We start from the raw sequence: 14,465 nt of genomic DNA, 5'->3' as shown, positions 1-14,465 counted from the left end.
CCGGTGAGAACCGCGGTGGCGGCGAGGAAGGCCGCGGCTCGCGCCCCGCGCCGGCCGTTCCGGACATGTCGACGAATCAATGTTTCGCACCTTCATCTCGTGTCGTTTGCTGGTCGGAGACCACGCGGTCCGGTATTCCGGTTGTCTCGACCCCCGACAGACCATACGGCTTATCCCATCGCCGCAACAGCCGCAATGTTACGGGCGGGTCGCGCGGCGCGGCCCATCGGCCTGCCGCGCGTCGCCCATCGATTGCCGTTCGTGTCCAGCTCAGCGGCTGTGCTGTCGACAGCGCGGCCGCTGTGCCGTCACCGCTCAGCGGCCATGGTCGGCGAGACCGGCCAGCGCCTGCACCCAGCCCTCGACCAGCTGCTTGACCTGGTCCAGGGTCAATACCGCGCCGACGAAGTCGAAGCGGGCGACGAGCCCGTCCTGACTGGTGTCGACGGTGACGTCCAGGTACAGGTCGGCCGCCACCGGCTCCGGGTAGACCTCGGCGGGACGCAGATCCCGGTAGCGGAAGCCGATGCGGCCCAACGGAAGCACCGCGATCTCGGCGACCGTGTCCGGGTTCAGGTACCGCAGCAGCCCGAATCCGACACCGTGCGAGGGCACTTCGCGCGCGAAATCCCGGATCTGCTCGATGACCGAGCCCGCGCCGGGCCCGCCGGAGCGCACCTCGGCCAGGTCCAGACCCTCGAGCCGGAGCGGGAACGGGTAGCTGGTGCTGAACGCGCCGACCGTGCGCAGCCCGTCCCGGTCGCCGGGGACGCGGCCGTCGGCGATCAGGCGCACCACCGAACCCAGTGTGTCGCGCAGCGCTTCGGAGTCCGGGTCGAGCAGGGTCGCGGCCAGCGCGGCGAGCAGCACCTCGTCGATGCTGGCGTGGTAGCGGCGGGCGACGGCGTCGACGGCGGCCGCGCCCTCCCCGGTGATGGCCACCGAGACCCGCCCGCGGCTGCCGGAGTCGGCCTCGCCGAGCACCAGGTCCGGGGAGATGCCCTCGGTCACGCCCGCGAGCGCCTGACGCCACCAGTCCAATTCGTCGACGGTGGCGTCGTCCACGGCACGGTCGGCCAGGGCCCGGGCGACGCCGCGCGGGTGCGCGTCGGCGCTGTGCGGGGTGGCGTGGCCGCCGGACCAGGAGGCCGTGAGGTCCTCGATGACGGTGCGCCACGAGGCGTCGTCCACCACCAGGCCGTTGGCGACCACCACCAGCACGGCGGCGGGATGGTCCCCGGCGTCGCCGTCCGCGGCCCCGTTCTCGAGCAGGACGAAGCGCATGTTGTAGCCGCGCTCCGGGTCGAGTTCGGCTGCGGCGGCGTGGATCACGGCCTCGATGGGGTCACCGACGGCCTCGACGTTCGGGTCGATCTGCCACACCACCGCCGCGCCACGCGGCTGCACGGCGGGAATGTCCAACGCCACGGTGTCGCCGTCACGGCGCAGGCGAGCCCACAGGCCGGGGTGCCGGTCCAGGAGACCGGCGACCGAACGGCGCACGCGGGTGCCGGAGATGCCGGCGGCGATGTCGAGGGTGATGGCCCGGACCCAGATGCCGGACGGCTCCACCTCGAGCAGGCCGATGGCTCCGGCGGGCAGCGGCGACACCTCGCCGACCGCGCTCAGCGCGGGGCCGGACGCGGCGGGCACCGGGACCGCGGGGCGGCCGGTGCTCGGCGCGACCGGAATGGCGGGGGTGTCGACGGCCGAATCCGGTTCGGTCCCGAGCTGATTTGCCGCCCCGGCGTCGCGGGACGCGGTGGGCCCGGATTCCGAGACCGCCGGCATGTCGTACCGCGGCGCGGCGGTCTCCGGCTCCGGCCGGAACGCGACGTCGGGTTCGACGGCGACATCGGGTCCGGAGCCCACCGAGCGCGCGGGTTCGGCGGGATCGTGCAGTTTGACCGGCGGCGCGAGGTCCTCGGGCCGGATGATCGGCAGCACCTGGGTGATGGCCCAGTCGTCGGCGTTGTTCATCGAGTCGGCGTTGTTCGCCGGTTCGGCGCTCTGCACCGGTTCAGCCTTGTCCACCGTCGCCGAGTTGTCCGCCGGTTCGGCGGTTTCCGCCGTGTCGCCGCGGTCGGCGCGTTCGATGAGCTCGGCCAGGCGCGGGCCGATGACCGCGAACGCCTCCGGGGTGCACATGAGCTGATGCCGCACCGGGACAACGTGTTCGGCGATGCGGCCGGTGACGTAGGGCCGCCAGTCCTCGACGCTGTGCGGTTCGCCGTCCTCGCGGCCGAATTCGGCGGAGAACAGGTCCATCCGGGTGTCGAGCACCGAATGCCGGTAGCGCGCACCGAGTTCCACGGTGCGGACCGCGCCGCGGTACATGCGCCGCAGCCGGTCCACGGTGAGCACGGCCAGTTCGGCGGGGATGGCGGCGTGCAGGGCGTGCAGCGCCTCGTCGCTGAGGTCCTGCAGGTCGCCCGCGGGCAGCGCGTCCTCGCCGACGCCGAATTCCGCGAACTGCGCGCGCAGATCCTCACGGAAGCTGTCGAATTCGGCGCCCGGGTAGGCGTCGAGCACGGCCAGCAGGCCGACCCGGTCGCCGGCGGCCCGCAGTTCGGTGGCGATGGCGTGCGCGAGCACGCCGCCGAGGGAGTAGCCGAGCAGCCGGTACGGGCCCTCGGGCTGGACCTCACGCATGGCCTCGATGTAGGTCCGCGCGACCTCGGTCAGCGATTCGGGCCGATAGTCGTCCGCGGTGAGGGCCGGGGACTGCAGACCGTAGATCGGCTGGTCCTCGGGCAGGAACCGGGACAGTCCGGCGTACGGCCAGGCCATGCCGACCATGGGCGGCGCGCAGAACAGCGGCGCGCGGGTGCCGGTGGCCCGGATGGGCAGCAGCACCCCGAGGGCCGAGTCGGCCGCGGCGTCGAAGTCGTGCTCGCCCTCGAGGGCCGCGGCGATGCGGGCGCTGAGCCCGGCCACCGTGGGCTCGGTGAAGAACCAGGACACCAGGACCTCGGCGCCGGTGCGCTCGCGCAGTTTGGCGACGATGCCGGTGGCCAGCAGCGAGTTGCCGCCGATGGCGAAGAAGTCGTCGTCGACGCCGACCCGGTCGAGGCCGATGGCCTCGGCGAAGGCCCCGGCCACCGTCTCCTCGAGCGGGTTGCTCGGGGCGCGGTATTCGCCTTGGCGCAGTTCGGGTTCCGGCAGGGCCTTGCGGTCCAGCTTGCCGACCGGGGTGAGCGGCAGTTCGTCGAGGACCAGGATGGCGGCGGGCACCATGTGCGGCGGCAGGGTCCGCGCGGCGTGCTCGGTGAGCAGGTCCGGGTCGGGCGAGTGGCCGGGCGTGGCCAGCACGTACGACACCAGGACGGTGACGCCCGCGTGGTTCTTGCGGCCCACGGTGACGGCGTACTCGACCGCCGGGTGGGTGGCCAGCACGGCGTCGATCTCGCCGAGTTCGATGCGGAAGCCGCGCACCTTGACCTGGAAGTCGGAGCGCCCGACGTAGTCGAGCTCCCAGCTGACCTGGGTCCCGGCCAGATTGCCGTCCCGGAGTTCGGGTTCGGCGAACCAGCGGACCACGTCGCCGGTGCGGTACATGCGCGAGCCGGGTTCACCCCACGGGTTCGCGACGAACCGTTCCGCCGAGAGCGCGGCCCGGTTGCGGTAGCCGCGCGCGAGCGCGCCGCCGGACAGGTACAGCTCGCCCGCGACGCCCGGCGGCACCGGGTTCAGGCGGGAGTCCAGCACCAGCGCCGACATGCCGTGCACCGGGGAGCCGATGGTGATGTGGCGGCCCGGTTCCAGCTGCGCGTAGGTGGAGATGATGGTGGTCTCGGTGGGCCCGTACGCGTTGTGGTAGACGCGATTTCCGGTCTTCCACTTGGCCACCAGTTCCGGCGGGGTGACGTCGCCGCCGACCGACACCACTTCCATCTGCGACTGCCCGGCCGGGTCGACGGTGCCGAGCACCGCGGGGGTGATGATCGCGTGAGTGACGTTCTCGCGGCGCATGAGTTCGGCGAGTTCGGGTCCGCCGAGGATCTCGCGGGGCACGATCACGAGGGCCGCACCGGTGGCGAACGCGCAGATCCATTCCAGCACCGAGGGATCGAAACTGGGCGAGCAGATGTGCAGCATCCGGTGCTCGGGGTCGAGGTCGTAGAGGCCGGTCGCGTAGTCGCTGAGGCCGCCGAGGCCGGCGTGGGTGACGGTGACGCCCTTGGGCATTCCGGTGGAGCCGGAGGTGTAGATGACGTAGGCGGGGTTGGCCATGCGGATCGGGGCGACGCGATCGGCGTCGGTCACCGGTTCCGGGGACTCGGCCGCGCACCGGCGGTCGGTGGCGGCGTCGTCGAGGCACAGCCATTCGACCTCACCGGGCAGCGTGGGCTGGAAGGCCTTGCTGGTGATGCCGATGACGGCGCCGGAGTCGGAGACCATGTGCCGCACCCGGTCCGCCGGGTAGGCGGGGTCGACGGGCACGTGCGCGCCACCGGCCTTGGCAATGGCGAGCACCGCGGCGACCATCTCGAACGAGCGCGGGAAGGCCACGGCGACCAGCTTTTCCGGGCCGACGCCGTGCCGGATGAGCACCCGGGCCAGCTGCGAGGAGTAGTCGTCGAGTTCGCCGTAGCTGATGGAGTGCCCGCGGTAGCGGATGGCGACACGGTCGCGGCCGAGGGCGACGCCGCGGGTGAGCAGCTCGGGCAGCAGCGCGGTGGCCATCACCTCGTCGCCGTGCACGTGGGTGAGCAGTTCGTACTCGTCGGCGTCGAGCAGCGGCAGGTCGCCGATGGCGGTGACGGGCCGGTCCACGATGGCCTCGAGCAGCCGGACGAAGCGCTCCGCGAAGACTTCCACGGTGCGCTGTTCGAAAAGGTCGCGCGCGTAGGTGAACACGGCGTGCAGGCCGCTGTCCGCGTCGCCTTCGCGGACGGTCAGCGACAGGTCGAACTGGGAGGTCTGGATGCCGGAGTCCAGGGCGCTGATCCGCAGTCCGGGCAGCTCGAAGTCGCTGTCGGGGGTGTTCTGGAAGGCCAGCATGACCTGGAACAGCGGGTTGCGGGCGGTGGACCGCTCGGGGTTGAGCACCTCGACGAGCCGCTCGAACGGCAGGTCCGCGTGCGCGAAGGCCTGCAGGTCGGCTTCCTTGGTGGCGGCGAGCAATTCGTGGAAGCGGAGTCCGCCGTCCACGTGCGAGCGCAGCACCAGGGTGTTGACGAACATGCCGATGACGTCGTCGAGGGCGGCCTCGCCGCGGCCCGCGACGGGTGTGCCGATGGCGATGTCGTCGGTGCCGGACAGTCGCGCCAGGAACAGGGCCAGCGCGGAGTGCACGACCATGAACAGGGTGGCGTTCTGCTCGCGGGCGATGCGCGCCAGACCCTGCTGGAGTTCGGCGTCGATGTGGAAGGGCACCAGGCCGCCGCGGAAGCTGGACACCGGCGGGCGCGGGTGGTCGGCGGGCAGGTTGAGCTCGTCGGGCAGCCCGGCCAGCGCGGTGCGCCAGTAGGCGGCCTGCTCCGAGATCAGGCTCTGCTCATCGGTTTCCGAGCCCAGGACGGTGCGCTGCCACAGGCTGTAGTCGGCGTACTGGACGGTGAGCGGGGTCCACGCGGGCGCGGCGCCGGCCGAGCGCGCGATGTAGGCGGTCATCAGGTCGCGGGCCAGCGGGCCCATGGACCAGCCGTCGGCGCTGATGTGGTGGGCGACCAGCACGATCACGTGCACGGCGGGTTCCACCTCGAAAAGGCGGACGCGCAGCGGGATCTCGCGGGTGACGTCGAAGCCGGTGGCCAGCAGTGTGCCGATCAGCTCGGGCAGGTCGGCGACCGTCGCGGGTTCCGCGCGCAGTTCCGGCACGGCCTGCTCGGCGGGCAGCACCACCTGGTGGGCCGCACCGCCGGTCTGCGGGTACACCGTCCGCAGTGTCTCGTGGCGGGCAACCAGGTCCGAGACGGCGTGCCGGAGAGCCCCGACGTTCAGTGCGCCGTCCAGTCGCAGGGCCATCGGGATGTTGTAGGCCGTTGCGGCGGTGTCGAACTGGTTGAGGAACCACATCCGCTGCTGGGCCAGCGACAACGGCACGAGCTCGGGACGCGGCCCCGCCACCAGTGGCGGGCGGCGGCGGCCGCCGGCGGTCGAGACGCGGCGCGCCAGTTCGGCGACGGTGGTCGCCTCGAAAAGGTCGCGCACGCCCAGCCCCGACTCGAGCGCGGTGTTGATGCGGGCCACGACCTGGGTCGCGACCAGCGAGTTGCCGCCCAGACGGAAGAAGTCGTCGTCGGCGCCGACACGGTCGACACCGAGGACCTCGGCGAAGACCTGTGCCACGGCCTCTTCCTCGCCGGTCGCGGGCGCACGGAAGTCGGCGGATGCGGCCGCCTGCGGTGCGGGCAGCGCACGGCGGTCGAGCTTGCCGTTGCCGGTGAGCGGCAGTGCGTCCAGCACCCCGACCACGTCGGGAACCATGTAGCTGGTGAGGAATTCGGAGACGGCGTTTCGCACGGTGTCCGGATCGAGCACCGCGCCTCGTTCCGCCACCACGTAGCCGACCAGCCGATCGCCGACATGTTCGTCGCGGTGGACGGTCACGGCGGCCTGGCTCACGCCGGGGCACCGCAGCAACGCGGCCTCGATCTCGCCCAGCTCGATGCGGAAACCGCGCAGCTGAACCTGCTGGTCGCTGCGGCCCGCGTACTCGAGCGCCGGATCGGCGCCGGCCCAGCGGCCGACGTCACCGGAGCGGTACATGCGGGAACCGGGCGGGCCGAACGGATTCGCCACGAATCGGGCCGCGGTGAGGCCCGGGCGGCCCAGGTAGCCGCGGGTGAGCTGGTCGCCCGCGATGTACAGCTCGCCGCTCACCCCGAACGCGGCCGGATGCAGACGGCCGTCGAGCACGTAGCTTCGCAGGCCGGGCAGCGCACGGCCGATGATGCTGGCCGGATTTCCGGCCGCGGACTCGTCGAGGGCCAGGAACGAGACGTGCACCGTGGTTTCGGTGATTCCGTACATGTTGACCAGACGCGGAGCGTTGTCCGGATGCCGGTCGTACCAGCGCCGCAGCCGGCGCAGGTCGAGGGCCTCGCCGCCGAAAATGACCTCGCGCAGCTCGAATTCGCGGTCGTCGGTCGCGGCCCGGTCCGCCTCGATGAGCTGGTAGAAGGCCGACGGCGTCTGGTTGAGGACGGTGACGCCCTCCTGTATCAGCAGCTCCCGGAACTGTTCGGGTGACCGCGAGGTCAGGTAGTCGACCACGACCACGCGCCCGCCGGTGGCCAGTGCGCACCACAGCTCCCAGACCGAGAAGTCGAAGGCGAAGGAGTGGAACAGGGTCCAAACGTCGGAACGGTCGAATCCGAACAGCGGTCCGGCGTTCGCGAACAGCTGCACCACATTCCGGTGCGTGACGCCGACGCCCTTCGGGACGCCGGTGGAGCCCGAGGTGTAGATGACGTAGGCCAGCTGATCGGGCGACAGCGGCGCGACACGCTCCACGTCGGCCACCATGGTGTCGGAGAACCCGGCGGCCTCGTCCAGCAGGACGACCGGAAGATCGGTGCCGGGCAGTCGATCCCGTTCGGCGGCCGTGGTCAGCACACAGACCGGGGCGCCGTCCGAGAGCACGAATTCGAGCCGCTGCCGCGGGTAGGTGGTGTCGATCGGCAGATAGGCCGCACCCGCGGTGAGCACCGCGAGCAGGGCGACGGGCAGTTCCTCGGTCCGCGGAACCGCCACCGCCACCAGGCTTTCCGGCCCGGCGCCGCGTGCGATGAGCGCCCGCGCGAGCTGGTTCGCCCGGCGCTGCAGCTCACCGTAGGTCAGTTGCGACGACCCCGCGCGGACCGCGATGGCGTCGGGCGCGCGGCGGGCCTGTTCGGCGACGAGCTGGGCCAGTGTCGCTGCCGGGATCGAGCCGCCGGGGAGCTGCCAGGCTTCGAGCAGCAGCTCCCGTTCGCCGACCGCGAGCAGGTCGATGTCGCCGACCACGACGTCCGGACGGGAGGCGATGGCGACCAGCAGTCGCCGGAAGCGGTCCGCGAATCCACGCACCGTCGCCGCGTCGAAAAGGTCGGTGGCGTAGGTGAACAGGGCGGTCAGGCCACCCGCCACGCCGGCCTTCTCGGTCAGCGTGAGCTGGAGGTCGAACTTGGCGATCGGGACTTCGAGGTCGACGGCCGAGACCGCGACGTCGGGCAGTTCCAGTGCGGCGGGGCCGGTGTTCTGGAAGGTCAGCATGGCCTGGAACAGCGGATGGCGGGCCTGGGAGCGGGACGGTTCGAGCACCTCGACCAGCCGCTCGAACGGCGCGTCGGCATGTTCGAAGGCGGCGAGGTCGGTGGCACGGGTCCGCGCCAGCAGCTCGGTGAACGAGCCCGCCGGATCCACGTCGGTGCGCAGCACCAGGGTGTTGACGAACATGCCGATGAGATCGTCGAGTTCGGCCTCGCCGCGGCCGGCCACGGCCGTGCCGACAGCGATGTCGCGGGTGCCCGACAACCGGGCCAGCAGGGCCGCGTAGGCGGCGTGCACGACCATGAACAGGGTCGCGTTGTTGGCCTGTGCGACGCGGTTCAGCGCCGCGTGCACATGCTGGTCGATCTCGAAGGCGACGTCCGCGCCGCGACCGGAGGCGACGGCGGGCCGCGGGCGGTCCGCCGGCAGATCCAATTGGTCTGCCAGCCCGGCCAATTCGGCACGCCAGTAGCCGATCTGCCGAGCCAGCGGTGATGCCGGATCGGACTCCTCGCCGAGCGCTTCGCGCTGCCACAGTGTGTAGTCCGCGTACTGCACGGCCAGCGGTGCCCACCCGGGCGCATCGCCGCGCAGGCGATGGAAGTACGCGGTCATCAGGTCGCGGGTCAGCGGGCCCATCGAGAAGCCGTCGCCCGCGATGTGGTGGACCACGCAGACCAGCACGTGATCATCCTCGGCGAGGCGCAGCAACCGTACACGCAGCGGCGGTTCGGCGGTCACGTCGAACGGCGCCAGGGCGGCTTCGGAGACGGCCGCAGGGAGATCCGCCTCGGTGACGGCCTGCACCGGCAGCGCCGGTACCGCGTCGGCCGCGGCCACGTCCAGCACATGCTGGTAGCCGACGCCCACGTGCTCGGGATACACCGTCCGCAGCACTTCGTGCCGCTCGATCAGGTCCCGGACCGCGGCGCGCAACGCGATCACGTCCAGTGGACCGGTGACGCGCAGGGCCGCGGGCAGGTTGTAGGTGGCCGCGGCGGCGTCGAAGCGGTTGAGGAACCACATGCGCTGCTGGGCGTAGGACAGCGGGATCAGCTCCGGGCGCGGCATGGGCCGCAGCGGGGCGGCCCCGGCGACGGCCGAATCGGCCAGCGCGTCCAGGGAATTCGCGAGTTCGGCGACGGTCGGGTGCTCGAACAGGGCGCGGACCGGGACCCGGGCGCCGATGGCCGCGCCCAGGCGGGCCACCACCTGGGTGGCGTTGAGCGAGTTGCCGCCGAGTTCGAAGAAGTCGTCGTCGGCGCCGACGCGGTCGGCGCGCAGCACGGTCGCGAAGATCTCGGCCACCGTCTGCTCGGCGGCCGTGGCGGGCTCGCGGTATTCGCGGGCCTGGAACTGCGGCACCGGCAGCGCCTTGCGGTCGAGCTTGCCGGAGGCGTTGAGCGGCATGGCCTCCAGGCGCACCACGGCCGAGGGCACCATGTAGGAGGGCACGGATTCGCGGGTGTGGGCGAGCAGGTCGGTGTCGGTGACCTGCGTATCGTCCTCGAGGACGACATAGGCGACCAGGCGGTCGCCGGTCTCGCCGCGCACCAGGGAGACGGCGGCGCGGTGCACGGCGGGGTGGCCGAGCAGCACGGTCTCGATCTCGCCGAGTTCGATGCGCTGGCCGCGCAGCTTGATCTGGAAGTCGCTGCGGCCCAGGTATTCCAGGGCGTGGCCGGCGCCGGACGGCACCCAGCGGACCACGTCACCGGTGCGGTAGAGCCGCTGCCCGTTCTCATGGGCGACGAAGCGTTCAGCGGTCAGCGCGGGCGCGCCGAGGTAGCCGCGCGCCAATTGCACACCGGCGACATACAGTTCGCCGGCCGCGCCGAACGGCACGGGGCGCAGCTGCCGGTCCAGCACCAGGACTCGGGTGTTGGCGACGGGGCCACCGATCGGCACCGCGACGCCGTGCGTGTGCTCGGCCGGGTGGGCGGTGACCACGGTGGCCTCGGCGGGGCCGTACCAGTTCACCAGCTTCGTGTCCGGCAGCGCCGCCGCGAATTTCGCGGCGCTCTCGGCGGACAGCGCCTCACCGGCGGCGAACACCCAGCGCAGCGAGGGGTGCCGCCGGGCCGCGCCGTCGAGGTACGCGTCGAGCATGGACGGCACGAAATGCACCGAGGTGATCGCGTATTCGTCGATCACGCGCGCAATGTAGGCCGGGTCGCGGTGCCCGTCCGGCTCGGCGACCACCACGGTCGCGCCGGTCTGCAAGGGCCAGAACAGCTCCCAGGTGGAGATGTCGAAGGTGATCGGCGTCTTGTGCAGCACCACGTCGCCGGGACGGTGCGGGTAGGTGCGCTGCGACCAGCGGAACTGGTTGGCCATCTGCCGGTGCGTGATCACCACGCCCTTGGGGCGGCCGGTGGAGCCGGAGGTGTAGATGACGTAGGCGGCATTGTCCGGGCGTACCGGAGCGGGGGCCACCTCGACGAACTGGTCCGCGCCGGCGAGCGCGTCCACGAAGAACAGCGGGACGCCGGAAGCGGTTTCGAAGTCGTCGGCGGCGCGGGTGAGCACGCACACCGGCGCGGATCCGGCCAGCACGTACTCGTTGCGCTCGGCCGGATGATCGGGGTCGACCGGCACGTACGCGCCACCGGACCGCAGCACCGCGTAGACGGCCACGACCAGGTCGATGCTGCGCCGCATGGCCACGGCCACCCGGGATTCCGCGCCGACGCCGCGCAGGGTGAGTTCCTGGGCCAGGCGACGGGAGCGGGCGTCGAGCTCGGCGTAGGTGAGGCTGATGCGGTCGAAGACGACGGCGGGGGCGTCGGGGGTCCGGGCCACCTGGGCGTCGAACAGGGTGAGCAGCGTCGAATCGTCCTGCAGCTCGGGCACTTCGGTGGCGTTGACCTCGGCCAGCGCGCGGCGTTCGCCGTCGAGCAGCGCGTCGATCTCGGCCACGCGGGCCCGCGGATCGGCGGCGATGCGGCCGAGCAGCGCCGCGAGCCGGTCGGCGATGGCCTGCGCGGCGTCCTCGTCGAAGAGGTCGCGCAGGTACTTCACGCCGAAGCCGAGGCCCTTGCCCCGCGGCTGCACCATGACGGTGAGCGGGTAGTGGGTGCCGTTGGTCGCGGACGCGCCGAGGATGCCCGCGCCGTCGATGGGCGCGGCGGCGTCGTCGAGCGACTCCTCGTCCACCGGGAACGAGGCGAACACCACGATGGAGTCGAAAAGCCCGTCGACGCCCGCGATCTCCTGGATCTCGCCCAGCCCGACGTAGTGGTGGTCGAGCAGGGCGGCCTGCTCGTCCTGCAGCGACCGCAGCACCTGCGCGAGGGTGTCGCCCGCGTTCAGCCGCACCCGCACCGGAATAGCGTTGAGGAACAGGCCGATCATGGTCTCGATGCCCGCCAGCTGCGGCGGACGGCCGGAGACGGTGGCGCCGAAGACCACGTCGTCGCGGTCGGTGCTGCGGCCGATGAGCAGACCCCACGCGGCCTGCACGACGGTGTTGAGCGTGACGCCCGCGTCGTGGGCCACCTTGGTCAGGGTCGCGGTGTCGGTCTCGGACAGCGTGAAGGTGATTTCGCCGATGCCGGAGGTGATCTCGCGGGAGGGGTCGACCGCCGCCAGCGGGGTCGGGTCATCGAATCCGGCGAGGGTCTCGCGCCAGGCCTCGCGCGCCGCGCCGTGGTCGCGGACGGCCAGCCAGGCCAGGTAGTCGCGGTAGGGGCGCACCGCGGGGATCCGGGAGGCGTCGCCGTCGGCCGCGTAGAGCAGCAGCATGTCCTGCACCAGCAGCGGCATGGACCAGCCGTCGATGAGAATGTGATGGCTGGTGACGCACACCCGGTAGCGGTCCGCGGCGGTCCGGAACAGCGTGATGCGCAGCAGCGGGCCCGCGCCCATGTCGAAGTGGCGGGCCACGTCGAAGGCCATGAGCCGGTCGGTCTCGGCCAGCGCCTCGGCGGGTTCGCGGTCGCTGAGATCCAGGTACTGCCAGGGCAGTTCGACGTCGTCGAGGATGACCTGCAGCGGATTGCCCGCGCTGTCCTCGGCGAAGACGGCCCGCAGGTTGACGTGCCGTTCCAGCATGGCGCGGGCGGCGGCGTGCACGCGCTCCACATCGATCTCACCGGCCACGTCGAGGGCGAACTGCACCATGTAGGCGTCGACCGAGGATTCGGCCAGGCGGGCGTGGAACAGCATGCCGGACTGCAGCGGCGTCAGCGGCCACACCTCGGACAGGTTCGGGTACCGCTCGCGCAGCCGCGCCTCGTCGGCCGCGTCCAGCTCGACCAGCGGGCCGGTCGCGAGTTCCTCGGTGGCGGTGGCGTTCTCGACCGGCACCGCGACCTCGGCCAGCGCGGCCACGGTGCGGGCGGCGAACATCTCGCGCGGCTTGAAGCCCAGGCCGCGGGCGCGCGCCCGGGACACGATCTGGATGGCGGTGATGGAATCCACGCCGAGGCTGAAGAAGTCGTCGTCGAGGCCGACCCGGTCCAGGTGCAGCACCTCGGCGATGACCTCGGCCACGGCCTGCTGCGCGGGGGTCTCCGGCGCGCGGTACTCGCCGATCTCGAGCTGCGGTTCGGGCAGCGCGCGGCGGTCCAGTTTGCCCGCGGGGGTCAGCGGGATCTCGTCGAGCTCCATGATGGCGGCGGGCACCATGTGCGCGGGCAGCGCCCGTTCCGCCAGCTCGGACAGCTGCAGGGTGTCGATCGAATAGCCCGGGGCGGCATGCACGTACGAGACCAGCGCGGTGGCGCGCCCGTTCACCTCGTGGCCGATGGTCACCGCGAAGTCGACCGACTCGTCGCCCGCCAGCACGGCGTCGATCTCGCCGAGTTCGATGCGCAGGCCACGGATCTTGACCTGGAAGTCGTTGCGGCCCAGGTACTCCAGTTCCCCGGCGGCATTGGCGCGCACCCTGTCGCCGGTGCGGTAGAGCCGGGAGCCGTTGGCCTCGAACGGATTCGCCACGAAGCGCGACGAGGTCAGTTCGGGGCGGGCGTGATAGCCGCGGGCCAGCAACGCTCCCGCGATGTACAGCTCGCCGGGCGCTCCCGCCGGGACCGGCCGCAGCCGCTCGTCCAGCACGTGCGCCATCGCGCCGCGGACCGCCGCACCGATGGTGACCGTGCGGTCGGCCGCCAGCGGATCGGAGATATTGGTGGCGATGGTGGCCTCGGTCGGGCCGTAGGCATTGAAGAACCGGCGGTTGCCCGACGGGCTCGTCGACCAGCGGCGCACCAGCTCCGGCGACACCGCCTCGCCGCCGCCGACGATGGACTCCATACCCGTCAGCTGCTCGGGATCGAGGGAGGCCAGCACCGACGGCGTGATGAGGCCGTGTGTGACGCCCTCGCGGGCGATCAGCGCGCCCAGCTCCGGGCCGCCGTACACGTCGGGCACGGTGACTACCAGGGTCGCCGCGGCGCCCACGGCCATCAGCAGTTCCATGATGGAGGCGTCGAACGACGGGGTGGCCACGTGCAGCACCCGCGACTCCGCGCCGATGCCGAAGCGTTCCCGCATCTCCGCGGTGAGCGCGGCCAGGCCGGTGTGGGTGACCACGACGCCCTTGGGCAGCCCGGTGGAACCCGAGGTGTAGATGGCGTAGGCGGCGTGCTCGGCGCGCAGCGGGCGCACCCGGTCGGCATTGGTGACCGGTTCGGCCGAGTAGGTGTTCGCGGCGGCCAGGAACTCGTCGGTATCGATGTCGAGCCACGGCACGGCGGCGGGCAGCGTGGTGCGGGTGTCGGCGACGGTCAGGCCGAGGACCGCGCCGGAGTCGGTGACCATGTGCAGCACGCGGTCGGCCGGGTAGCTGGGGTCGACGGGCACGAAGCCGGCGCCGGTCTTGGCGACCGCCCAGACCGCGACCACGGACTCCACCGAGCGGCGGATGCCGACCGCGACCAGATCCTCCGGGCCGATGCCGCGCGCGATGAGCAGCCGGGCCAGCCGGTTGGAGCGTTCGTCGAGTTCGCCGTAGCCGAGGCGCGCCAGGGCGGCGTCGGCGTCGGCCAGGACGACGGCGGTGCCGCCCGGGTTGGCCTCCACGGCGGTTGCCATGAGTTGCGGCAGGGTCGGGACGTGCGGTCCGCGGCGGGTCCGGGTCGGGCGTACGCGAGCCGTGCGGGTCATGCCTGCACCGCCACGAGCTCGTTCTTCCGGTCCCCGACCACCCGAATCATGCAGCTTGTCCTCATCCTGTCCGTGTTGCTCTACCGCCGCGTGCACCGACAAACTTCATCGGATCCACGTAGGCCGCGTTACTCCGCCCTGCCGGTGGCAGGGTGGTT

Annotated in this window: 1 protein-coding gene; it reads right to left on the bottom strand. The window is 72.0% G+C overall.

From position 1 onward, the window contains the following. Window positions 1-315 precede the first annotated feature (315 nt). A complete protein-coding gene (locus ACFYTS_RS35200) occupies window positions 316-14,307 on the bottom strand; it encodes an amino acid adenylation domain-containing protein (RefSeq protein ID WP_387309564.1) in 13,992 nt (4,663 codons plus the stop codon). Between the last annotated feature and the right edge of the window lie 158 nt (window positions 14,308-14,465).

Origin of the sequence: Nocardia sp. NPDC004151 (assembly GCF_042874235.1) — a bacterium.
Classification (GTDB): domain Bacteria; phylum Actinomycetota; class Actinomycetes; order Mycobacteriales; family Mycobacteriaceae; genus Nocardia.
Note: the sequence above shows the minus strand (reverse complement) of the source record. Positions and strands in the feature narration are given on the sequence as shown.

Excerpts from the sequence above, each read along its gene's own strand:
- ACFYTS_RS35200 (WP_387309564.1), bottom strand. The coding sequence starts at position 14,307 with ATGACCCGCACGGCTCGCGTACGCCCGACCCGGACCCGCCGCGGACCG.